Below are 23,421 nucleotides of genomic sequence, written 5' to 3'. Positions count from 1 at the left end.
TTATGAAAACAGCTATTATTCTAATCTCCGAAGCCGGTTTGAGCATAGCCCAATCACTGCTCAACGAACTTCCCGACTCCGAAATCTTCACCCTCAGGCACGAAGAGGGATGCACACATATAGAATCCGCCGGCAAATTCACAGCGGAAAACTTCAACCGCTATGATGCCTTTGTCTTCATTGGCGCCATGGGAATCTGTGTCCGCACCATCGCTCCTTGCGTGAAGAACAAATATACCGACCCTGCCGTGGTTTGCGTGGACAGTACCGGTAAATTTGCCATCTCCGTACTTTCCGGACACATCGGAGGAGCCAACGAACTGACCCACCAGGTAGCGAATATCCTCGGGGCCGAACCGGTAGTCACCACGCAAAGCGACTGCACCGGTCTATGGGGACTCGATACCCTGCCCCAACGTTTCGGGTGGTTTCCGGTCATCAACGCCGAGCCCTCCACCCTCCTGTTGGCAGAACTTGCCAAGACGCCCGAAGAGAAAAAAAGAGTATGCATGAACGAGCATATCAGCCTCTTCGTTTCCGGCAAGCCCACCGCCCTGCTGCTCACGGTGCGCAATGAAGGCACGGACTGGATGGAGGCGCACCTGCCGCCTCATGTAGAAGTATTCTACCGGGTGCAGGACATTAAACCTTCACGCTTCAAACTGATTCTGTGCGTATCTCCCCAAGTCCCCAACTTCCCGGAAATGCCTATGATATGCTACGTGCCCTGTGTCGTACACCTCGGCATCGGCCTTGCCCGGCTGGCAGGTCCCGTGCGGAAAGTGGAGAAAGAGATTATGAACACACTGAAGGAATACGGCATCATGCCCCAAAGCATCGCCTCCATCTCCACGATTAAAGCCAAAAGTGACGAACCGGTAGTGAAAGCGCTCCAAAAGAAGTTCCCGGTCTACTTCTATACAGCCGAGGAACTGGCAGAGATAGAGGTGCCCCATCCCAGCAAAACCGTCATGAAGCACATGGGCACCCCCAGCGTCAGCGAAGCCGCCGCCTTGCTGAGTGCAAACAACTCCCGGCTGCTGGTGCCCAAGAAGAAAGGAGAGAACTATACCGTGGCCGCCGCCCTCGACATAAGAACTGTGCGCCAGGGCCACATCGAAATAGTGGGTGCCGGCCCGGGCGACCCGGACCTGGTTTCCGTACGCGGACGCCAAATGCTGGAACGCGCCGACCTCATTCTGTATGCCGGCAGCCTCGTTCCCAAGGAGCTGACTCTCTGTGCCAAGGCCGGTGCTACCGTACTCAGCTCCGCTTCCATGGATTTGGAAGAACAATTTGAAGTGATGAAGAAGTTCTATGACAAGGGAAAATTCATCGTACGCCTGCATACGGGTGACCCATGTATCTATGGTGCCATTCAGGAACAGATGAACTACTTTGACCAGCACGGCATGAGCTACCACATCACCCCCGGCATATCCTCCTTCCAGGCGGCGGCAGCTGCCTTGAAGTCGCAGTTCACCATTCCGGAAAAAGTGCAAAGCATCATCCTAACACGCGGCGAAGGACGTACGCCCATGCCCGAACGCGAAAAGCTACATCTCATGGCACGCTCACAAAGTACCATGTGCATCTTCCTCAGTGCAAGCATTGCGGAGCAGGTGCAGGAAGAACTGTTGCAGGAATATCCGGAAACTACCCCCGTAGCTGTCTGCTACCACTTGACATGGAAAGACGAACAAATATTCAGGGGGGAACTCAAAGACCTTGCCAGAATAGTGAAGGAAAATAACCTCACCTTGACAACCATGATTGTCGTAGGCGAAGCCATCGGCAACCGTGAAGGTCTGTCACGGCTCTATGCACACGAGTTCAAGCATCTGTACCGGAAATAAATCAACGATTAATCACCCATAAACATTCAAACATGATATTAATATTTGGCGGAACCACCGAAGGACGCATAGCCATCCAAACCCTTGAAGAAGCCGGAAAAACTTTCTACTATTCTACCAAAGGGGATGAGCAGGACGTACTTCTGCATAATGGCATCCGCCTGCAAGGCGCGATGGATGCAATAGAAATAGAAACATTCTGTGCACAGCATCACATAAAGCTGCTGATAGACGCCGCGCACCCCTTTGCCACACAGTTGCATGAGACTCTGGAACAAGTCTCCGTGGAATCGAATATCCCCGTCATCCGTTTCGAGCGTATCTTCCCGGAACGCGATGAAGAACACATCACCTGGTGCAGGGATTATGACGATGCCATCGAGAAGATACAGAAAGAAAAGATTTTCATCTTACTTGCACTGACCGGCGTACAGACCATAGGTAAGCTGAAGCCTTTGTGGCAGAATGCTTGCTGTTACTTCCGCATCCTCGACCGTGACAGCTCGCGCAAGCTCGCCCGGGAACAGGGCTTCTCCGAGAAGAACCTCTACTACTACACGCCCGGAGAAGACGAGCAAGTCCTAATGAAACAGCTTCATCCCGAAGCCATCCTCCTCAAGGAAAGCGGGATATCCGGCGGATTCTGCGAGAAGGTGGAAGCTGCCCGGCAACTGGGTATACGCATCTTTGCCATCCGCCGTCCCGAGACATCCGGCAAGTTTATCTGTGTAAACGGCGAGCATGGCCTGCACCGCATAGTCGAGAAACATTTACCCGACTTCTTCCCCCTGCGCAGCGGGCTGACTACCGGAACATGTGCCGCCGCTGCCGCCGTAGCCGCCACCTGGGATGTATTCAATATCTACTTCAAAAAGCGTCCTACAGAATTTCCGGTAGTTCTTCCCAACGGAGAAACCATACAGGTTCCCGTAGAGCCGCAGCACCATATTCCCCACTCCGACCTTCTGGAAAACGGTGACGGCATGTTCGAGACAAGCGCTACCGTCATCAAGGATGCCGGCGACGACCCGGACATCACCAACGGGATGAAAGTTGTGGCCAATATAGCCATACCTTTCCGCATAGACGACCCGCTGCCGGAAGACACTCCCCAGGACGACTACAACATCATCGTCTGCGGCGGCGAAGGCGTAGGTGTCATCACCATGCCCGGTCTGGGACTTGAGCTCGGTAGCTCTGCCATCAACGACACCCCACGCGAAATGATAAAGAAGAACGTCAAGCTATGGCTTGAACGCCTCCATATTGCCAAACAGCCCAATCCTATTCTCATTACCATCTCCATCCCCGGTGGAGAAGAAATAGCCAAACGCACCTTCAATCCCCGCCTCGGTATCGAAGGAGGCATTTCCATTATCGGGACCTCCGGCATCGTGAAGCCATTCTCCTCGGAAGCCTTCGTCAATTCCATCCGGAAGTCCATGGAAGTGGCAAAGGCAACCCAGAGCCCTCGTATCGTCATCAGCTCCGGCGCAAAGAGCGAACGTTTCATCAAGGCGTATTATCCCGACCTCCCCACCCAGGCTTTCGTGCATTACGGCAACTTTATCGGCGAAACCTTGAAAATAGCAGCCGAAGAGCAAGTACCGCACGTCACCCTCGGCGTGATGATGGGAAAGGCCGTGAAACTGGCCGAAGGCAATCTGGATACCCACAGCAAGAAAGTGACCATGAATAAGGAATTCATTCAAGACCTGGCACGCCAGACGGGATGCAGCGAAGAAACACTTGCCGCCATCGGACAGATGAACCTGGCGCGCAAACTCTGGGACATCATTCCCGAAGAGCTGCTGGAAAAGTTTGGCAAGGCACTGATTGAGCTCTGTCACCGGCACTGTGCCCCCTTACTGCCCAATGGCGAACTAACAATATTACTCATAACCGAAAACGGAAAAATTTACTCATGAAGAAGAAGATAATCATTACCGTCTGTATGGCAATGACCGTACTGACCGGTCTGGCACAAAGCCCGCTGTCCTTTCATGCAAAAGCAGGAATCGGTACCTCCCATTTTCATGGAAAACACTCCAGTAGTGACACCCAAATAGCTTACAAAGCTGGTGTCGGTACAGAATATGTCCTCAACAAGACCTGGGTGCTGCAATCCGCATTGGAATTCGTGTCCATCGGCGGTAAAGACGAGATAAGCCACATCGGCAAGGCCAAAATGCATGAACTGTATCTGCAAATCCCCCTCATGATAGCGGCCCGCCTCCATCTGGGCAAGGATTATCATGCCTTGCTGAGCGTCGGCCCTTATGCGGCCATAGGCGTGGCAGGCAAGACTTCCGGTGAGACCTACGATTATAGCAGCAGCAGTATGCAGGGAGGATACCAGTTCAAGATAGACACTTTCGGCAGTATGGTAGACGGGAAAATGGGTAACAACCGTTTCGATGCAGGTATTGCCCTGGGACTTACTTTTGAATACAGAAGATTCATCATCGGTGCAGAGACACAAGTGGGACTGGTAAAAGTCAATGAGCAGATAAACCAGATGATAGGTCATTCGGAAGAAGGAGGATATTTTCCCAAGAACTTCGCCGCATTCTTTACGCTGGGGTACCGGTTCTGGTAAGGGAACATTTTGCCATACAGAGTTGTTTAGTATACAAACAGATACTCAACAATATAAACTGAATAATATGGCAAAAAGAATTCCTATCCTGCTGGCAGCAATGACAGCCCTCACCTTCGCCCCTCAAACAGCAGAGGCATGTACCGGTATCACCCTGACGGCCAAAGACAATGCGCACGTCGTAGCTCGCACCATCGAATGGGGAGGCAGTGAGCTGAACAGCCAGTACGTCATCGTACCGCGCGGTTATTCGCAACAATCACTGACACCCGGAGGCAGTCTGTCCGGCATGGAGTTCACCTCACGCTATGGCTACGTAGGCCTGGCAGTGGAGCAAAAGGAGTTCGTGGCCGAAGGTCTGAATGAAGCCGGGCTCTCCGCCGGGCTGTTCTACTTTCCCGGATATGGCAAATACGAGGAGTATGACCCCACACGAAAAGCGTCGAGCATAGCCGATTTACAATTGGTATCATGGCTGTTGGGAAGCTTTTCTACTGTGGACGAGGTAAAGGAGGCTATTGAAAATGTGACGGTCATAGCCATTGACCCGCGCGCCTCCACCGTACATTGGCGGATTGCAGACAAGACCGGCCGCCAACTGGTATTGGAGTTCATCGACGGACAGCCCCGTTTCTATGAAAACAAACTGGGAGTATTGACAAACTCCCCCGGCTTTGACTGGCAGATGACCAACTTAAACAATTATGTGAACCTCTACCCGGGCAGTGCCGAAAGCAAATCGCTGGGCAATGTGACTATAGCCCCTTTCGGTTCGGGAAGCGGCTTTTTGGGAATTCCGGGAGATGTGACTCCCCCTTCCCGCTTTATCCGTGCCGCTTTCTACCAGACTTCTACACCGCCACAGAATACCGCACTGGAAACCGTTCTCCAATGTTTTCAGATACTGAATAACTTTGATATACCCGTAGGCATCGAGTTTCCCCTCGGCCAGGTTCCTGCCAATATTCCAAGTGCCACCCAATGGACATCGGCCACAGATATGACAAACGGTATCATCTACTATCGCACCATGTACAACAGTACAATCAGAAGCATTGATTTGAGACAGATAGACTTCGGGCGCATCGAGTACCATGCAGCTCCCCTCGATAAAGTGAAGCGGCAACCGATAGTTCCCGTGAAAATTGAATAGGGACGCAGAAACTTCAAGATTGCCGCTGTTGCAGTTGTTCCGCCTCCTTCCTCTTCATCTCCGCCAGCACCCCGCAGGTCAATGGAATGGCGAGGAAGAAGGTCAGCATGTCCGACGCCGCCTGGCACATTTCCACCCCTTTCAGTCCTAAGAAATAAGGAAGAATGAAGATGAGGGGGATGAAGAACAGCCCTTGACGGGCAGAGGAAAGTATCGTAGCGCGTACGGGCTTGCGGATAGTCTGCAGCATCATGTTGCTGACCACAATCCATGCACCCAACGGATAGGTGATGAACTGCCAGCGCAATGCTGCCGCACCGGTAGCTACAACAGCAGGGTCTCCCTTGCGGAAGATGGAGACAATCTCCTCGGCATATCCCATACCTGCCACCGCACAAACCAGCAAAAAGAAAAAGCCTACCTTCACACAGAACCAGAATCCTTGGCGCACTCTGGCATACAGCCCGGCACCATAATTGAATCCGCATACCGGTTGGAAGCCTTGCCCGAAACCAATTAGGAAAGCATTGATAAACATAGAGATACGCGTCACAATGGACATCCCTGCAATAGCTGCGTCACCATATGCACCGGCCGCCACGTTCAGCAAAATGGTTGCCACGCTTGCCAGTCCCTGCCGGGTGAGTGACGGAGTTCCACCCCCAATAATTTCCTTGATGAAAGCCAGTGTAGGCGTAAAGTTTCTGTAACGTATACGTATATTTCCTCCTCTGCGCCCCATATATAGCAAAAGGATGAAACTACATATCTGGCTGACTACTGTGGCAAGTGCGGCACCGGATATGCCCATATCGCATACAAAAATCAGGATAGGGTCGAGCACCACGTTGATGACCGCCCCACTCACAATCCCCACCATGGCATACGCCGCATTACCTTGAAAACGTATTTGGTTATTCAGCACCAATGAGGCGGTCATAAAAGGAGTACCCAGCAGAATGATTCCCAAATAGCGCTCCGTATACGGAAGAATGGTAGGCGTCGACCCCAAAGCAAGGGAAAGCGGTGTAAGGAACAACAATCCCAACACAGCCAGAGCCGCTCCGATAAACAAGGCAAAAAAGAAGCCGGTGGATGCCATCTTCTCGGCACTCTCCGTTTCCTGCGCCCCCAACTTACGGGAGATGTAGTTCCCCGAACCATGACCGAAGAAGAATCCCACAGCCTGGATAATGGACATCACAGAAAACACGATACCTACGGCAGCCGTAGACTGGGTATTTATTTTACCCACAAAATAGGTATCTGCCATGTTATAGAAAGACGTCACCAGCATGCTGATGATGGTCGGCACAGCCAATGACGTAATCAGCCGGGGGACCGGAGTCGTCGTTAAGTGGACATAATTATCCTTTGCAGAATGGTGCATCATAGGGAATGGAATGACAAGACTATTTGCAGCAATTCCTCAATGGAGTACACCGTTACCGGCTCCTTGCCCGGTCGATGGAATACGAAGCTGCCGTCTCCCTTCAAATCTCCGGTTTCGATATAGATCTCCGATTCAACATTCCGGTTTGCCAGAATCCCGTTTCTTTGGAACGCCTTGCGCACCATGGCATACTTCTGCCCGTGACCCGCCAAACGTATCCGGGAGGTATATTCATTGGCTACCCTGAATAGTCCCGTTTCCAAATCGAAGGCAATACCCTTACGGGCAAAGAAGTTGCTCAGACTGCCGTTCAGCGAAAGGTCCTCGGGTGTACCGATGGTCACTCCGTTCACCTTATCCATCAGCCATATTTTGTCCGCTATCTGCAGGGCCAGTTCCAGGTCGTGGGTAGAAAGGAAAATCGTCTTGTCCGTTTGCCGGCTGAGTTGGTGAAGCAGTTGCATCATCTCTACTTTACTGGGAAAATCGAGGAAAGCTGTCGGTTCATCCAGATAGATGACGGGAGTTTCCTGGGCGAGCGCCTTGGCTATCATCACCTTCTGCCGTTCACCGTCACTCAGCGTATGCACCATGCGGTGTGCCAGATGTGGAATGCCTACCAGGGCGATAGATTTGTCCACCACAGTCTTGTCCTCTTTCGAAAGGGTTCCCCAGAAACCGGTGTAGGGGCTGCGTCCCAGACCTATCAGTTCTACGACGGACATATTGCGTATATCGCACTTCTCTGTCAGCACCACACTGATGACGCGCGAAAGCTGCTTGTCGGTATAGTCCCCTATCTCTTTTCCTTCAATAAATATGTTTCCTCCAAGTTTAGGCTGGAAGGCGGACAACGTACGGAGCAACGTGGACTTCCCCACTCCATTAGCTCCCAACAAGCAAGTCAGCTCACCACTGTTAATTCCGGCGCAAATGCCGTCTGCCACCACTTTCACATCCCCCTTACCGGGGTAACCGATGGAAAGATTCTCTATATGTATGGTTTCCTTATTCATTCAATTCTCCTTTCCGTTTTCTAAAAAGTACAGAAGCCACTACCGGCGCACCTACCAGTGCCGTCACCGAGTTGACCGGCAAAGCTCCCTCGAAGCCGGGCATACGGGCTATCAGATTGCAGACCAATGCCAGGGAAGCGCCTACCAGCAATGTGGCAGGCATCAGCACCCGATGGTCCGAAGAGTGGAAGATGGCACGGCACAGATGGGGAACCGCCAACCCGATAAACATAATCGGACCGCAATAGGCCGTTACAATAGCCACCAGCACACCGGAGCATGAGATAACCAGCAGGCGTGCCCGCTTGATGTTCAGTCCCAGATTGCGTGCATAGCCATCGCCCAGCAGCAACAGATTCATCGTCTTTATCAGCAGGAAGGACAACGGAAGCAGCACAGCCATGATGCAGACAAACAGCACCATCTGGTCGCCCGAAACACGGGCAAAGCTACCCAATCCCCAAATGACATATGCACGTATATCTTCCTCCACACTGAAATATTTCAATACGCCGATGACGGCACTTGCCACATAGCCTATCATCACACCGATTATCAGCAGCGTCACGTTGCCCTTCACCTTCTGGGAGACATAGACAATGAGCGCCATCACAGCCAGCGCACCGATAATGGCGGCAACCGACAAGGCAACCTCGCCCATATACCCCAAACGGCTCAATGCCACACCGCCCATCGCCCCGGACAGCAATACCACACAAGCCACACCCAGGCTGGCACCTGAACTGATGCCCAATACCGAAGGCCCTGCCAGCGGATTGCGGAACACCGTCTGCATCTGCAGACCGCTGACTGACAGCCCTGCTCCCGCCACCAATGCCGTCAACGCTTGGGGCACGCGGGACTTCCAGATAATATTCTGCCAAATAACGGATTCATCCGTATTTCCCCACAATATGTTCCACACGGAGCGCAGAGGAATGTGAACCGACCCCAAAAGCAGGTTCAGCAGGAAAAAAAGAAAGATAGATGCCAGTGTCAGCAACATCAACGGAAGTACGGGTCTTTTTATCATTTCAGCAGTTCGTAGTAAGTCGGTTTATAGTCAGGCAACAAATCGGGATGGAAAGCATGTATCAAGTCTTCCAATACAATTTCGGGCTGCATGGGCATACTTTCGTAGAAGGGTTTCTCACGCATGTTGCAGTATACCACTCCCTTCTCACGAAACGCACGGAAGTCGGCATAACGCGGGTCGAGGGACTTCAAGGCATCATACGTGAATGTCCCGTCATAGCTGTTGACAATGCGCCAATAGTCGGCACTCTCCGCCTGGCTATATACGGTTTCAAAATCCAGCGTGACACCTCCCGAACGGGGATCGTCTTTCAAGAAATAATCCGCACCGGCATCACGGAACAGTTCGGCAAGAAAGCTCTTTCCTCCCACTGCATACCAGTTGCCACCCCGTATCTCGCCGCTGAATACCATCGGACGCTTCTTCACGTTGGCAGCCAGCTCCTTCAATTCGTTATAGCGCTTCTCTATCGCAGCAAACTTTTCATTCGCCTCCACTTCCTGGCCTATAAACATGCCGATGAATTTTATCCATTCAGCCTGCCCCAACGGGGTCATCTCCTTATATCCCAAATGGGGAACCAGTGGAATACCGATTTCCCGCATGGCATCATATCCACCCCGCTTGAAAGGAGAGATAAAGATAACATCCGGATTCATGCTCATTATCACTTCATTATCAAAGTTCCCTTCGATACCAATCTTCACGGTCTCGCCGGACTTCAAACGGTCGTTCATCTCCTTGTTGAAGAGATGGCGCGTACTGGTGATGCCCACCACATAATTGCAGGCATCCAGACGGATGAAGTTGGAAAGTTGCAGGGATGTCATACACATAACGTGCTCTACCGGCGTTTCAATCACCGTATAGTCGCTCGGTATGCCGACAGGCTTTATGCCTTTCGGTACCAGCGCATAGTGGAAAGTGCTACTGCTTTCTTTTTGAGGGTCGTGTATATCCACCAGACGGACATGGTGCGGAAGATATTTCACCGTATAGCCTTTGGCATAGCACAGTACAATGGTAGCTGCCGTGTCTGTCGTAACCGGAGAATAGCCCGTTTCGGAAGAAGATTCGGTAGTAGTCTGTCTTGATTTTAAGCCGCAAGAGGTTACGCATAAAATGCACAGCAGTGCAATGCCTATGGCAGATATCCGGGTCATGACTATTGGGGTTTATAGAATTCGGGCACAATATTCGTCATTTTTGGGGAGATACGCAAATGCTCTTCCTGCAAATTGACGGATATTGTGCCTAAATAATCTTTAAAAGCCCATCAAGTCATTCAGTGCTTCACTCATGCTGGGATGTGTAAAGACAAAATCACGGAGGAAGGTATATTCCTGCCCGGTCTTCATAGCCATTGCCACCAGGTTGATGACCTCGCTCGATTCCGGACCAAACAGCGTACATCCCACTATCTTGTCCGTATCGGCGTCCACCACCACCTTGAAGAGTCCGTTCGTATCGCCCAAAGTCCTGGCACGCGGAATGGCGGCTACCGGCAGCTTGTTGACCTTTATATTCAATCCCTTCTTGCGTGCTTCCGCTTCGCTCAGCCCGATGCGTGAAAGCGGCGGGTCGATGAATACCGAATAGCTCACCGGGTCACGGTCGGACACCTTGCGTTCTCCCGCCCCGAAAAGGTCTTCGCGCAGAATGCGGTAATCATCCAAAGAAATGTAGGTAAACTGCAAACCGCCCTTTACATCACCGATAGCATGTATCTTGGGGTTGGTAGTCTGCAAATAGTCGTCCACCACAATGGCACCGCGCTCATTCACCTCTACACCTGCCGCCGCCAGATTCAAGCCAGCCGTATTCGGACGCCGGCCGGTAGCCAGCAGGATGGCATCTGCGTGTAACTGATGTTCCTCTCCCGTGACCGCATCCCGGTAAATGACGTCAGAGTCTTTCACGGACTGCACGCGTGCATTCAGCCTGAAAACGATTCCTTTCTGTTCCAATACCTCCCGGACACTGTCCGCAATGTCCCGGTCCTCCCGGGATATCAGTTCGGAAGAGCCCTCGAGCACCGTGACTTGCGAACCGAACGAAACATACATGGAAGCAAATTCTAGTCCGATGTATCCCCCACCTACAATGACGAGCTGTGCCGGCAGCTCAGTCAGTTCCATAATGGAGGTGCTGGTATATACCCGTGGGTTACCTTGTATCCCCTCTATCGGTGGAATGACGGTTTCGGCACCCGTATTGATGAATATCTGGGGAGCTTGCAATTGTAATGTCCCTTCCACCATCCCAACTTCCACCACATCCGGACCTGCAAAGGAGCCGATACCCGTATAGACCGTTATATGAGGATTGTCGGCCAGATTGTGATAGTTCTTCTGACGCAGGAAAGAGACGACCTCTTCCTTCCTTGCAATGGACTGACGATAGTATGCCTTCTTGACCTCCCAAGAAGCGTCTTTGTCCGCATGCTTTGCCGCATGCACCAATGTTTTTGTGGGAATGCAACCGATATTGATACATGTCCCTCCGTACATCTTTTCCGAACGCTCCACTACGGCAACGTCCAGCTTCCGTTTTGCCAACTCGGCAGCCAGCGTCTTTCCGCCTTTGCCGAATCCGATGATAATGGCATCATACTGTTTCATACGTCTATTTCCTTAATTGGTTCAATACTCTTTTTGCACTGTCAGACAGTACGACAATGGCACCGGCAAGAATGGCCGTATCCTTGATGACCAAGCGCCCTGCCCCCGTCAGCAACGGAAAGCCGTGCTCCCCGCTTCCCAAGTCGGGCACCCACACCTCAGGGGTTGTCACCAGGAAAGAGAGGGTACCCATCGTCATGACAATGGCAAGTGCGGCTCCCGCCAGTCCGATTTTCGGAGAGAATATCCCCAGAAATGTCAGGATGCCGATGGCCATAATCAGAATGCCCAGACCGTGGGAGAAACCATACGTATTGTTCTCCACGTGCCACTGATGTTTCGCCTCATTGAACTCGCCCTCTTTCAGCTTATACTCCTTGTACTCCGGGGCACTCTTTGTATAAAAGAAGCTCATGAACGGGCTGTTCGCCACAAAAGGGACAATCCCTTCAGCCTCATAATTCCAGAATTTCAACCCACCAATCCATACGAAAATAACCAGGATGGCTACACGAATCAAATTAACACCCAACTTTTGAGTGGAAGCGGCCAGCGTCAACGCAGCCATAAACAAGTTTTGCAATTTCGTTTTCATCTTTGTTCTACTTTTTAAATGGTTTCAGTAATATGACTTGATTTTTGTTTTTGCAAAGTTCCTTGTTTTCCACCACGTACGAAATGGCAATTATTCCGCAACAGTTGGCAATTCTTCCCGTTTCACTCTTTTCCGGTAGTCCGAGACACTCTCGCCGGTCATTTTCTTGAAAAAACGGCTGAACGCGGACAAGTCTTCGAAGCCCAGAATGGAGCTGATTTCCTTAGCGCTTTTGTGGGTATACAGCAGCAATCTCATGGCTTCTGCCTCAATGCGGTCATGAATCACCCGTAAAGGGGAAGGCAACCCGCAGGTCGAGAACAGATTGGAAAGTGTCTTGGGAGAACGGCAAAGAATATCGGCATAATCCTGCACTTGCTTCTTCTCCTTGAAATGCCGGTCCACTAATACGTAATACTGCCGGATGATGTCAAACGTCTTTTCCTTCTCCTGCCCCACCCCAAAACGCTGACGCGCAATGCGTGTGCAGGTAATGATGAAACGTTTCAAGACAATCCGCAGCATCTCCTCCTGCAGGTTGTCATGGATGACCGATTCCTGCCGGAAAATGCGGACTATGTCATGCAAGTTGGAAGACTGCCCGGCAGAAAGTGCCAGTTTCATCACCTTGGAAGAGCCATAAAAAAGGAATCCATTGCAAGAGACCTCGTTGTCATGTCCATAGATGCAATAAAAATTGCTGTTGAATACAAACGTCAGGTATTCACCGTCCACCTCTTTTACCTCCAGGTGATGCAACGGGGTCAAGGTCACGATTTCATCCTTTTCCAGGCGCATGGGGATATGGTCTATTTCCAGAGTCAGCGTACCGCTCTGTACCCAAATGAATTTATACAGAGTCTTGTCACGTTGCAGCGACGCACGCTCATGGTAGCTGGAAGTCATGGCTATGTTGCCATTCAAGCGGGTGTTCAGTTGATAATCCATAAAAAACAGATTGTTTTAGTAAATAACAAAGATAGCGAATATCTTGTTTGCTACTGATTATTTCCCCACTTTTGTAGCCGTTTTGCTGTTCTTTAATTTTTAACCTTTAATGTCTTCATGCAAATGTTCCCCGTCATATTTGTATCTCTCGGTCCCGGCGAACCGGAACTGATTACCGTAAAAGGCTTGAAAGCCCTGCAGACAGCCGACTGTATATTCTGTCCCGAGACACTGGCCAAAGATGGAAACAGAGTTTCACGCGCAGCCGACATCCTATTGCAACTCGACATTCCGGAAAACACGGTGCACCGCTTTCCACTCCCCATGAGCAAACAGCGCGAAAAAGCCCTGAGCGCCTACGACGAGGTCTATATGGAGAGCTCCACCCTCCGGCAACAAGGAAAGAAGGTCTGTATCGTTGCCGAAGGAGATGCCGGATTCTACTCTTCCATACATTATGTATATGACAAACTGCAGGCAGACGGCATCCCCGTGAAGCACATCCCCGGTATCCCCGCCTTCATTGCCGCCGGCGCACTGGGCGGGCTCCATGTGGCCAGCCAGGAAGAGCGGCTGACGGTGATACCCGGCATTACTACGACAGAAGAGATAGAGAAACTGACAAGCGAAAACAGTGCGGTTGTCATCATGAAGCTGTCCAGATGCACCGATGAGATTCACCGCTGCATCCGCCTGCATCCCGAATACCGGTATCACTATTTTGAGAATGTAGGCACTCCGGAAGAGAAGTATATCAATGACAGCAAGCGGATAGCGACCATCCGCTTCCCCTATTTTTCCCTGCTTATCATTCGTACAGAGACCTTTTGAGCCCGATTTAATACAATTTCGCACGCCATAGGCATTATTTTAATGAAAATGGGTTACCTTTGCGCCGTTGAAATATAAAAAAGATAAGAACATGAAGAAAGTCGTTTTTTATATGATGCTGCTGGTTATGAGCATCGGTTATGCCTATGCACAAGGAAAGGCAGACATCAAATTCGAACAGACCACCCACAACTTCGGCACATTCTCCGAAAACAGTCCTGTGGTCAGCTACACCTTTAAGTTTACGAACGTAGGCGATGCTCCGCTTGTCATCCATCAGGCTGTAGCTTCCTGCGGATGTACCGTTCCCGAATATTCACAAGAACCGATAGCACCGGGAAAGACTGGAACAGTGAAAGTAACTTATAATGGAACCGGAAGATACCCCGGACACTTCAAGAAATCCATTACCCTGCGCACCAATGCCAAAACGGAAATCATGCGATTATTTATCGAAGGGGACATGACCGCTAAAGATGCCAAATAAGCATTTTACCATACAGAATTAAGGAGATTTTTTTAAATCTCCTTTTTTTTTGCTTTCTTTGCCTAAAATGCGAAGATAGGCTGCACCTCAGCAGAATAATAATGAGCTTGCTCATTTTATCCTGCATTCGGTTTGCACTATCTTTGAAGTCTATTAAAGAAAAACATAAAACTACAAAACCTATGAAACAAGAAGAAGAACCTATTACCGGACTACCGGAAAATGCGTTCCGTGAATTGAAACCGGGAGAAGTGTACAACCCTCTGATGAGCCCGGACAAGAAGTATTCAGAAGTAAATGCCTGGTCGGTGACATGGGGTATTCTGATGGCCATTCTCTTTTCGGCCGCAGCCGCCTATCTGGGGCTAAAGGTGGGGCAAGTATTCGAAGCCGCCATCCCCATCGCCATCATTGCCGTCGGCGTATCAGGTGCCGCCAAACGCAAGAACGCATTGGGCGAAAACGTCATTATCCAGTCTATCGGTGCCAGTTCTGGCGTCATCGTGGCAGGTGCCATCTTCACCCTTCCGGCGCTTTATATCCTTCAGGAAACCTATCCGAAAGAAATCACTGTTACCTTTGCACAAGTCTTTATCAGCTCTCTGCTGGGAGGTGTGCTGGGTATTCTCTTCCTTATCCCCTTCCGTAAATATTTCGTGAGCGACATGCACGGCAAGTATCCCTTCCCCGAAGCAACAGCCACCACACAAGTGCTCGTCTCCGGTGAAAAGGGCGGCAGCCAGGCAAAACCATTACTCATGGCAGGTATCATCGGTGGTCTATACGACTTCATCGTGGCAACCTTCGGCTGGTGGAACGAGAATTTCACTACCCGCGTATGCGGCCTCGGCGAAATGCTGGCCGAGAAAGCCAAGCTGGTATTCAAGGTTAATACGGGTGCTGCTGTGCTCGGTCTGGGCTATATCGTGGGACTGAAATACGCGTCCATCATCTGTGCCGGTTCGCTGGCCGTATGGTGGATTATCATCCCCGGTATGTCCATGATTTGGGGAGATTCCGTACTGAACCAATGGAACCCCGAAATCACGGCAACCATAGGCGCTATGGCTCCGGAAGAAATCTTCAAATACTATGCCAAGAGCATCGGTATCGGTGGCATTGCCATGGCAGGTATCATCGGCATTATCAAGTCTTGGGGCATCATCAAGAGTGCCGTAGGACTGGCTGCCAAGGAAATGGGAGGTAAGTCCAACGTGGAAGCCAGTGTGAAACGCACACAGCGGGACATCTCTATGAAGATTATCGCCATCGGTTCCATCATCACGCTGCTGCTGGTTGTTCTCTTCTTCTACTTCGATGTGATGCAGGGCAACTTGACACATACCATTGTAGCTATCCTGCTTGTTGCAGGTATCGCTTTCCTGTTCACCACCGTGGCAGCCAATGCCATTGCGATTGTGGGCACAAACCCCGTATCCGGAATGACGCTGATGACATTAATCCTGGCATCCGTAGTCATGGTAGCCGTAGGGCTGAAAGGTCCCGAAGGGATGGTTGCGGCACTGGTGATGGGCGGTGTTGTATGTACGGCACTGTCCATGGCGGGAGGCTTCATCACAGACTTGAAAATCGGTTACTGGCTGGGTAGCACGCCTGCCAAGCAGGAGACCTGGAAGTTCCTCGGAACCATCGTTTCTGCCGCTACCGTAGGTGGTGTAATGATTATCCTAAACAAGACATACGGTTTCACCAGCGGACAGCTGGCCGCTCCGCAAGCCAATGCCATGGCGGCCGTTATCGAACCGTTGATGAACGGTGTGGGTGCGCCCTGGCCGCTCTACGGTATCGGTGCAGTGCTGGCCATCATCCTCAATTTCTGCAAGATTCCCGCACTGGCATTTGCATTGGGTATGTTCATCCCATTGGAACTGAATGTTCCGTTGGTAGTGGGCGGTGCCATCAACTGGTACGTGACCAGCCGCAGCAAGGATGCCGCTCTCAATGCCGAACGCGGGGAGAAAGGTACCCTGCTTGCCTCCGGTTTCATTGCCGGCGGTGCATTGATGGGTGTGGCAAGTGCTGCCATGCGTTTCGGAGGAATCAACCTCGTAAACGATGCATGGTTGCAGAACACCTGGTCCGAAGTGCTGGCGCTGGGTGCTTATGCCATTCTGATATTCTACCTCATCAAAGCTTCCATGAAAACCAAATAACTTTTAAATACCAAGAACATGAAAAAGATTCTACTTTTATCTTTTCTATTTGCAGCGACCATGTTATCTGCACAAAAGCCCGTTGAGCTGCCCCTATGGCCCAACGGTGCCCCCAATAACAACGAACTGACCAATTCCGGACAGAACCATAACAACGAATGGGTGTCCGATGTCACCACCCCTACCCTTACGGTGTATCCTGCCTCCCACCCCAACGGCATGGCCATCATCATGTGTCCGGGAGGTGGCTACGGAGGGCTGGCCATGAAGCACGAGGGACACGACATGGCTCCCTGGTTCAACACACAAGGCATCACCTATGCAGTACTGAAATACCGTATGCCCAACGGGCACCATGAAGTGCCCCTTTCCGATGCCGAACAAGCCATCCGCATGGTACGCGAACATGCCGCCGAATGGGGTGTCAATCCTCAGCGTGTAGGCATCATGGGCGCTTCTGCCGGCGGCCATCTGGCAGCTTCGCTTGCCACACTATACAGCGGTGACAAGACCCGTCCCGACTTCCAGATCTTGTTCTATCCGGTGATTTCCATGCAGAAAGGCGTTACCCATGGAGGTTCCCGTAAGAACCTTATCGGAGAAAATCCATCTCAGGAGCTGGAACAAAAATACTCCCTCGAAAGACAAGTGTCCCCACGCACTCCGCAGGCTTTTATCATGCTTTCTTCGGACGACGACGCAGTGCCACCCATCAACGGCATTGGCTATTTCCTCGCCTTGCGCGACCACAAAGTGCCTGCCAGCCTGCATGCCTACCCTACCGGCGGACATGGCTGGGGATTCCGGGACAACTTCACCTACAAGCGTCAATGGACGGAAGAACTGGAGAAGTGGTTGCGTGAAGGGCTCGTATTCCCGGTCTCTGAACCTACCACAAAGAAATAAAAGCAATTATGAATAAAAAGTATTTTTTACTCACTTGCCTCGCAGCGTTTCCCTTTGCCCTGACTGCTCAGGAGAACAATCGCTACGAAGAGATTACCAACCCCAAGCTGACAAGCATCAACCGGGAGCCTGCCCGCAGCACGTTCACCTCCTACGTCACGGAGGCTGATGCCGTCATCAATGACCGCAAGAACGGAACCTTCCGCTTGTCCCTTAACGGGAAATGGAAATTCCATTATGTGGAAACCTTCGCCGACCGCCCCACGGACTTCATGATGGACCGTGTGGACGCCAGCCGCTGGCCGGACATCAATGTACCCGGAAACTGGGAGTTGCAGGGATTCGGTACGCCCATCTATGTGAACCAGCCTTATGAATTCTGTTCTTCGGGCTATCCTCCTTATTGGGACAAGCCCAATCCTCCATACGTTCCCCAAGAATGGAATCCCACCGGCACCTACCGCCGCGAGTTCACTCTTCCGGGAGACTGGGACGATAAGGAAATTTTCCTGAGTGCCGACGGCGTACGCGGGGCAGCCTTCTACTACCTCAACGGCAAGTTTGTAGGCATGAGTAAAGATGCAAAGACTCCGGCGCGTTTCAACGTCAGCGCCATTGCCAAGAAAGGGAAGAATGTCATTGCCATTCAGATACACCGCTTTTCCGATGCCAACTATCTGGAATGCCAGGACTTCTGGCGCATCAGTGGTATCGAACGGGACATTTACTTATATGCCCAGCCTCAAATCCATCTCACGGACTTCAAGGTGGAGTCTCCTTTGGATGAGAACTACCGGAACGGTATCCTCAAGGTAAAGGTGCAGTTTACCAATGAAAGCGGACAAAATTCCCCATTTCTCGTTGGCTACCGCCTGCTGGACAAGAACGACCAGCAGATAGCCCAGTCCTCTACCCAGGTCAGCGGTGACCAGACAGAAGTGGAGTTCACTAAGAAAACCATCCAGGAACCTTTGCAATGGACAGCCGAAACGCCCAACCTCTATACCCTCGTCATCAGCCTAAAGCGACCTAACGGGGATGTGATTGAAGCGACAAGCTGCAAAGTAGGATTCCGCACAGTGGAAATCAAGGACAAGCAATTGCTGGTGAACGGGCAACCCATCCTCGTGAAAGGCGTGAACTATCACGAACACAACGAGAACACCGGTCACTATGTCTCCGAAGAACTGATGAAGAAAGACTTCGAGCTTTGGAAGAGATACAATGTCAATACCGTACGCACTTGCCACTATCCCCAGCAGGAACGTTTCTACGAACTCTGCGATGAATATGGTATCTACGTCATCGACGAAGCCAATATCGAAAGTCACGGCATGGGTTACGACTTGCGGGTAGGCGGTACGCTGGGAAACAATCCGCTCTTCATGAATGCCCATCTCGACCGCACCATGAATATGTACGAACGGGACAAGAACCATCCGTCAGTCATCATCTGGTCGCTGGGCAACGAAGCCGGAAACGGATTGAATTTCTACGTTACCTACAACACCTTGAAGACGCTCGACAGTCGTCCCATCCAGTATGAACGCGCACTGTTGGAATGGAATACGGACATCTACTGCCCGATGTACGCTCCCCCTTCCTATCTGGAGAAGTATGCCCGGAACAAGGAGATGACGCGTCCCCTCATTCTTTGCGAGTATGCCCATGCCATGGGCAACAGCCTCGGCAACTTCCAGGAGTATTGGGACATCATCGAAAAATATCCCATCCTCCAGGGTGGCTGTGTCTGGGATTGGGTAGACCAGGGCTTTGCCGCCAAGACAGACGACGGGCGCAAATACTGGGCCTATGGCGGCGACTATGGCGAGAACGGTACCCCCTCCGATGGCAATTTCTGCATCAACGGCGTGGTATATCCCGACCGCAGTGTCAAACCGCAGACGGAAGAGATGGGGAAGGTCTACCAGAACATCAAGTTCCTCGACTTCGACAAGCAGACTTCCACCGTGAAAATCCGCAATGATTTCTCCTTCACCAATCTCGACAAGTACGACTTCTACTACATCATCCGCGACCACGGAAAGGAAGTCTACCGTGGCAAGATTGAAAATATCCATGCTGCACCGGGCAAGACGGTAACCACCGGCTTTCTGAACGGCATCCCCAAAGAGAAACAGACAACGGGAGATGTACGCATCGAGTTCTATGCAGCCATCAAGACGGCAGAACCTTTCCTCCCGGCCGGCACGGTCATTGCACGCGAACAGACCTACGTCCATACCTTCTACAAGAAAGAGGCTACGGCACAGAAGCCCGCTACTTCTAAGGAAGAAGGAAATTTGGTGGCGTTCTTCGGTCCCGACTTCAAAGCCACCTTCGACAAGCAAAGCGGCCTACTCACCTCCTATTTGTACAAGAAGCACGAGTACATACTGAACGGTCAAGGTCCCCGCCCATTCTTCTGGCGTGCACCGACGGACAATGATTATGGAGCCAACCTCCCCGTCCGCCTCAAAGCCTGGAAAGAGGCAAGCTATCAAGAACCAAAAGCCGAAAGTTTCCAAGTGACTCCGGGCAGCAATGCCACGACAATAAAGGTGACCTACCGTTTTCCGCAGACAGACGCCCGTTGGGACATCACCTATAAGATATATGCCAGCGGAGTCATCAAGGTAGACAACCGGTTCATGGCCGAAGGAGACCAAGCCCCGATGATACCGCGTGTAGGCCTGCGGATGCAGCTGCCGGAAAGCTTTACAGACTTGACCTACTACGGTCGCGGTCCGAAAGAGAATTACCGAGACCGCCGTACCTCCCAGTTCATCGGAGAGTACGCCATCCCGGTCAAGGATATGTACGAGCCGTATGTCCGCCCACAGGAGAACAACCATCGCACGGATATCTATTGGTGCGCTCTTACCGATAAGACGCAACGTGGTTTGCTGCTCATCGCCGACCGCACCTTTGAGCTGAACGCCTCCAACTATCCCCTGGAAAGCATGGATAGCGGCGATACGATTGACAACGGTGCCCCGCGTACCGAAAAGACCAATCACCGCCACCTCACCGACCCTCTGCCGGAAAAGATGGTCGATTTATTCATTGACTACCGCATGATGGGTGTCGGTGGAGACGACAGTTGGGGCGCAACCGCCCATGAACCCTATCTGATCCGTCCGGGCAAAGAGAATGCCATTGAATACGGTTTCTCCCTTGTTCCGTTCGATAAAAAGGAGGATTATAAATATTTAATCCGGCAATATTGAATTTAATCCCTCCGGATTAAGCTTTTATAAAAAGGATGTAGTAAATTTGCTGCATCCTTTTTACGTTCAAGAACAATAATAATCAAAAGAAAGAAAAATGAAAACAATGACTAAATTTATGTTCAGCGCCCTCTGCGCCGCAGCCATGGTAACTTCCGTTTCTGCCCAGGGAGGGAAAGATATGTTGAGCAATGGAATAAAGTATCTGGATGTGCCATACGTAGCCCATACGCTGGAGGCAGATGGTCCCGAAGAACTCGTCATCAACTGCGATGAAGTAGACTGTACCACGCTGGTGGAATATGTACTGGCAGAGACACTCACCCCCAAATTGGCCGACGGAGACATCTCGGAAAGCGCTTTCGCCGATAACCTGCAAAAAATCCGTTACCGTGACGGTAAAATCGACGGGTACACTTCCCGCCTGCATTATATTGCCGACTGGATAAACAATGGCGTACGCAACGGCTTCCTTCAAGATGTAACGGGCGCCATGAGTCCCGACACCGAACGGTTGTCCATCTCCTACATGTCTTCCCACCCCCAACTCTACAAGCAGCTGGCCAATTCGCCGGAGAACGTAGCCAAAATGAAGAAGATTGAACAATCCTTGTCCGGGAAGGAAGTTCACTATCTTCCCAAAGCCAAACTTCCCGCCGATGGTCTCCCGTGGATTAAAGACGGCGATATCATAGCCATCACCACCAACACTCCGGGGCTGGATGTAGCCCACATGGGAATCGCTTTCTATGCGGATAACAAACTCCTGCTGGTACACGCTTCCTCTACCGACAAGAAAGTGGTCGTCTCCAAAGTCCCCTTGTCCCAAATGCTGAAAGACAATAATAAGTGGACGGGAATACGGGTGCTGAGGATGAAGAAATAAAATGAAATACTATAATATGGAAAAGGCGATGAAGATTTGATTCTCCATCGCCTTTTCCATATATATGATTGTTCGTTCCTATTCCTTTACGACAATATATTCATCAATATTCCGTGTTTCTTTACTGAAGTTCACACCTACTTTCACTAATTTCCTGCCATCCAAGGTATAAGGAATCAGATACCCCTTCTCATCTATTTGTTTCAGAGCTGCGTCGGCCGTACCGTCCAGTTTAAACTCAAAAACATAAATAGCGGTAGGGGTATGAACTACTGCATCCGCACGGCCGCGGCTGCTGCGAACCTCGGACCGGATGAACTGTCCCAGCAAAGTAAACACTACATGAAAAATAACCTGATAATGACGTTCCGTATCATCACTCAACTCGTACGGAATACCGGAGAAGAATATCTTAAGACGCTCCATAAACGCCTCCACATCCCCACTCTTCAATTCACGCATGAATTTAGCGATGTGGAAACCAGTCTCATCATCAGTAACTTTAGTATAAAAAGGAACCAGAAAATTGAGGAAACCATAACAAACTTCATCATTCGGAAATTGAAGCGTATAAAGGCAAACCTCCTTATCATAAGCTTTTATAGTCAAGTAACCGCTCTGATAAATCATAGGCAGAGGATTATTAGCTTCTGCACGATATTCAGAGAAGGCAGAGGCAGTAACCTCTACGCCATTCAGCAAAAGGCGAAGATCATAGTCACTCTTTTTTAATAAATCCACCAAATAAGTAGGTGTACCCGTCTGAAACCAGAAGTTGCCGAACTTCAATTTCTGGAATACATTCAGAAGGCTGAAAGGGTTAAAAAGCCCCACCGAAGTATCTTCACAAAAATGATAGCCGTCATATTTCTTTGCCAAACGAAAAATCGTTTCCTCCAAAGTCAGTTCTTCATTCTCACTTAACCGTTGTATTTCCGGGCCAAATGTTTTTATAAGTTCATCTTGTGTAATGCCGCACAAAGCTTTGTATGCTCTATCCATGCTTATATCATTCAGCTGGTTCAAGTCACTGAACACACTTACTTGCGCAAACTTGATCACTCCGGTCAGGAAAACAAAACGAAGATAACGGTCAGCGCTCTTCAAGACACCGTAGAACGCTTTCAATATTTTCCGATACTCATCCAGCAAGTTCTCATCCAAGACCGCTTGAAGCAATGGCTTGTCATACTCATCAATCAGCACAACAACCTGCTTTCCTGTCTGCATGCATGCCTGCTCTATCACGTAAGCAAAACGCTCTTCCGGACTACGGTCTTTCTTCTCCTGACCATAGAGCAGCTCCCATTTCTCCAGATACTGATTAAGCATAGCCGTCAGGTCAGCAGCAGTTTCATATTTCCGGGCATTCAAGTCAAGATGTAGAACAGGATACTGTTCCCACTTCGTTTCCAACTGTTCGATGGCCAAGCCCTGAAACAAGTCTTTGCGTCCTTGAAAGTAGGCTTCAAAGGTAGAAAGAAGCAGACTCTTGCCAAAACGACGGGGACGGCTTAGGAAATAAGGAGTAGAAGTAGATGCTATTTGATAAATCATAGCCGTCTTATCTACATAAAGAAAATTCCCTTCACGAAGTTTATCAAAAGTCTGTATGCCTATCGGCAGTTTACGCATCTGTTCCATGTTATTATAACCTAATTGGTGTATGACAAAGGTACGATTTATATTT

18 protein-coding genes are annotated in these 23,421 nt (G+C 50.6%); 10 read left to right on the top strand and 8 right to left on the bottom strand.

Annotated elements, in window-relative coordinates:
* The first annotated feature begins 2 nt into the window (after nucleotides 1–2).
* The 4 genes from cobM (at nucleotide 3) to DW039_RS14895 (ending at nucleotide 5,608) form a co-directional block, all read left to right on the top strand.
* Complete coding sequence (cobM, locus tag DW039_RS14910; RefSeq protein ID WP_055288415.1) at nucleotides 3–1,856, top strand: precorrin-4 C(11)-methyltransferase; 1,854 nt, start codon at nucleotides 3–5, stop codon at nucleotides 1,854–1,856.
* Between the two features lie 32 nt (nucleotides 1,857–1,888).
* On the top strand, nucleotides 1,889–3,784 hold the full coding sequence (gene cbiD / locus DW039_RS14905; RefSeq protein ID WP_120382090.1) for a cobalt-precorrin-5B (C(1))-methyltransferase CbiD: 1,896 nt from the start codon (nucleotides 1,889–1,891) through the stop codon (nucleotides 3,782–3,784).
* Entirely contained in the window at nucleotides 3,781–4,455 is a 675-nt protein-coding gene (locus DW039_RS14900) for an outer membrane beta-barrel protein (RefSeq protein WP_044467238.1), read from the top strand. Before cbiD ends, DW039_RS14900 begins: the two co-directional genes overlap by 4 nt.
* Nucleotides 4,456–4,522: 67 nt before the next feature.
* Complete coding sequence (locus DW039_RS14895; RefSeq protein WP_044467239.1) at nucleotides 4,523–5,608, top strand: linear amide C-N hydrolase; 1,086 nt, start codon at nucleotides 4,523–4,525, stop codon at nucleotides 5,606–5,608.
* A gap of 13 nt (nucleotides 5,609–5,621) precedes the next feature.
* On the opposite strand, the gene DW039_RS14890 is transcribed toward DW039_RS14895, so the two are convergent.
* From DW039_RS14890 to DW039_RS14860, 7 genes are all read right to left on the bottom strand, one after another.
* A complete protein-coding gene (locus DW039_RS14890; protein WP_005829402.1) occupies nucleotides 5,622–7,001 on the bottom strand; it encodes an MATE family efflux transporter in 1,380 nt (459 codons plus the stop codon).
* Entirely contained in the window at nucleotides 6,998–8,017 is a 1,020-nt protein-coding gene (locus DW039_RS14885) for an ABC transporter ATP-binding protein (RefSeq protein WP_057281168.1), read from the bottom strand. The genes DW039_RS14890 and DW039_RS14885 overlap by 4 nt, the downstream gene beginning before the upstream one ends.
* Nucleotides 8,010–9,047, bottom strand: a complete 1,038-nt coding sequence (locus tag DW039_RS14880; RefSeq protein WP_034529853.1) for an iron ABC transporter permease — start codon at nucleotides 9,045–9,047, stop codon at nucleotides 8,010–8,012. Before DW039_RS14880 ends, DW039_RS14885 begins: the two co-directional genes overlap by 8 nt.
* Nucleotides 9,047–10,216 carry an ABC transporter substrate-binding protein gene (locus DW039_RS14875; protein ID WP_117588803.1) on the bottom strand — a complete coding sequence of 390 codons (1,170 nt, stop codon included), beginning with the start codon at nucleotides 10,214–10,216 and terminating at the stop codon, nucleotides 9,047–9,049. The genes DW039_RS14880 and DW039_RS14875 overlap by 1 nt, the downstream gene beginning before the upstream one ends.
* 102 nt (nucleotides 10,217–10,318) lie before the next feature.
* Nucleotides 10,319–11,674 carry an FAD-dependent oxidoreductase gene (locus tag DW039_RS14870; protein WP_120382089.1) on the bottom strand — a complete coding sequence of 452 codons (1,356 nt, stop codon included), beginning with the start codon at nucleotides 11,672–11,674 and terminating at the stop codon, nucleotides 10,319–10,321.
* Nucleotides 11,675–11,678: 4 nt separating this feature from the next.
* A complete protein-coding gene (locus DW039_RS14865) occupies nucleotides 11,679–12,269 on the bottom strand; it encodes a DUF417 family protein (RefSeq protein WP_044468336.1) in 591 nt (196 codons plus the stop codon).
* 90 nt (nucleotides 12,270–12,359) lie between these two features.
* The gene (locus DW039_RS14860; protein ID WP_005836651.1) at nucleotides 12,360–13,217 is read right to left on the bottom strand and encodes a helix-turn-helix domain-containing protein; all 858 of its coding nucleotides are present in this window, start codon (nucleotides 13,215–13,217) and stop codon (nucleotides 12,360–12,362) included.
* 123 nt (nucleotides 13,218–13,340) lie between these two features.
* Here DW039_RS14860 and DW039_RS14855 point away from each other — a divergent pair, with 123 nt between their 5' ends.
* The 6 genes from DW039_RS14855 to DW039_RS14830 all read left to right on the top strand — a co-directional run bounded on the left by DW039_RS14855 (nucleotide 13,341) and on the right by DW039_RS14830 (nucleotide 21,731).
* Complete coding sequence (locus DW039_RS14855) at nucleotides 13,341–14,048, top strand: precorrin-2 C(20)-methyltransferase (protein WP_016273623.1); 708 nt, start codon at nucleotides 13,341–13,343, stop codon at nucleotides 14,046–14,048.
* Nucleotides 14,049–14,139: 91 nt separating this feature from the next.
* A complete protein-coding gene (locus DW039_RS14850; protein WP_005836647.1) occupies nucleotides 14,140–14,535 on the top strand; it encodes a DUF1573 domain-containing protein in 396 nt (131 codons plus the stop codon).
* Nucleotides 14,536–14,717: 182 nt separating this feature from the next.
* Nucleotides 14,718–16,709: an OPT family oligopeptide transporter gene (locus tag DW039_RS14845; protein WP_120382088.1), complete on the top strand. Its 1,992-nt coding sequence runs from the start codon at nucleotides 14,718–14,720 to the stop codon at nucleotides 16,707–16,709.
* Nucleotides 16,710–16,727: 18 nt separating this feature from the next.
* Nucleotides 16,728–17,615, top strand: a complete 888-nt coding sequence (locus tag DW039_RS14840) for an alpha/beta hydrolase (protein WP_016273621.1) — start codon at nucleotides 16,728–16,730, stop codon at nucleotides 17,613–17,615.
* 8 nt (nucleotides 17,616–17,623) lie between these two features.
* A complete protein-coding gene (locus DW039_RS14835) occupies nucleotides 17,624–20,845 on the top strand; it encodes a glycoside hydrolase family 2 TIM barrel-domain containing protein (protein WP_044468334.1) in 3,222 nt (1,073 codons plus the stop codon).
* Nucleotides 20,846–20,942: 97 nt separating this feature from the next.
* Complete coding sequence (locus tag DW039_RS14830) at nucleotides 20,943–21,731, top strand: N-acetylmuramoyl-L-alanine amidase-like domain-containing protein (protein WP_005829430.1); 789 nt, start codon at nucleotides 20,943–20,945, stop codon at nucleotides 21,729–21,731.
* A gap of 78 nt (nucleotides 21,732–21,809) precedes the next feature.
* On the opposite strand, the gene DW039_RS14825 is transcribed toward DW039_RS14830, so the two are convergent.
* Nucleotides 21,810–23,375: an ATP-binding protein gene (locus DW039_RS14825; protein WP_044468338.1), complete on the bottom strand. Its 1,566-nt coding sequence runs from the start codon at nucleotides 23,373–23,375 to the stop codon at nucleotides 21,810–21,812.
* Nucleotides 23,376–23,421: the final 46 nt, after the last annotated feature.

The sequence above is a fragment of the Bacteroides sp. AF39-16AC genome (assembly GCF_003602735.1).
Lineage (GTDB): Bacteria > Bacteroidota > Bacteroidia > Bacteroidales > Bacteroidaceae > Bacteroides > Bacteroides uniformis.
Note: the sequence above shows the minus strand (reverse complement) of the source record. Positions and strands in the feature narration are given on the sequence as shown.

What these genes read in the sequence shown, in the direction of transcription:
- cobM (WP_055288415.1), top strand. Translation starts at nt 3, where the DNA reads ATGAAAACAGCTATTATTCTAATCTCCGAAGCCGGTTTGAGCATAGCC.
- cbiD (WP_120382090.1), top strand. Translation starts at nt 1,889, where the DNA reads ATGATATTAATATTTGGCGGAACCACCGAAGGACGCATAGCCATCCAA.
- DW039_RS14900 (WP_044467238.1), top strand. Translation starts at nt 3,781, where the DNA reads ATGAAGAAGAAGATAATCATTACCGTCTGTATGGCAATGACCGTACTG.
- DW039_RS14895 (WP_044467239.1), top strand. Translation starts at nt 4,523, where the DNA reads ATGGCAAAAAGAATTCCTATCCTGCTGGCAGCAATGACAGCCCTCACC.
- DW039_RS14890 (WP_005829402.1), bottom strand. Translation starts at nt 7,001, where the DNA reads ATGATGCACCATTCTGCAAAGGATAATTATGTCCACTTAACGACGACT.
- DW039_RS14885 (WP_057281168.1), bottom strand. Translation starts at nt 8,017, where the DNA reads ATGAATAAGGAAACCATACATATAGAGAATCTTTCCATCGGTTACCCC.
- DW039_RS14875 (WP_117588803.1), bottom strand. Translation starts at nt 10,216, where the DNA reads ATGACCCGGATATCTGCCATAGGCATTGCACTGCTGTGCATTTTATGC.
- DW039_RS14870 (WP_120382089.1), bottom strand. Translation starts at nt 11,674, where the DNA reads ATGAAACAGTATGATGCCATTATCATCGGATTCGGCAAAGGCGGAAAG.
- DW039_RS14865 (WP_044468336.1), bottom strand. Translation starts at nt 12,269, where the DNA reads ATGAAAACGAAATTGCAAAACTTGTTTATGGCTGCGTTGACGCTGGCC.
- DW039_RS14860 (WP_005836651.1), bottom strand. Translation starts at nt 13,217, where the DNA reads ATGGATTATCAACTGAACACCCGCTTGAATGGCAACATAGCCATGACT.
- DW039_RS14855 (WP_016273623.1), top strand. Translation starts at nt 13,341, where the DNA reads ATGTTCCCCGTCATATTTGTATCTCTCGGTCCCGGCGAACCGGAACTG.
- DW039_RS14850 (WP_005836647.1), top strand. Translation starts at nt 14,140, where the DNA reads ATGAAGAAAGTCGTTTTTTATATGATGCTGCTGGTTATGAGCATCGGT.
- DW039_RS14845 (WP_120382088.1), top strand. Translation starts at nt 14,718, where the DNA reads ATGAAACAAGAAGAAGAACCTATTACCGGACTACCGGAAAATGCGTTC.
- DW039_RS14840 (WP_016273621.1), top strand. Translation starts at nt 16,728, where the DNA reads ATGAAAAAGATTCTACTTTTATCTTTTCTATTTGCAGCGACCATGTTA.
- DW039_RS14835 (WP_044468334.1), top strand. Translation starts at nt 17,624, where the DNA reads ATGAATAAAAAGTATTTTTTACTCACTTGCCTCGCAGCGTTTCCCTTT.
- DW039_RS14830 (WP_005829430.1), top strand. Translation starts at nt 20,943, where the DNA reads ATGAAAACAATGACTAAATTTATGTTCAGCGCCCTCTGCGCCGCAGCC.
- DW039_RS14825 (WP_044468338.1), bottom strand. Translation starts at nt 23,375, where the DNA reads ATGGAACAGATGCGTAAACTGCCGATAGGCATACAGACTTTTGATAAA.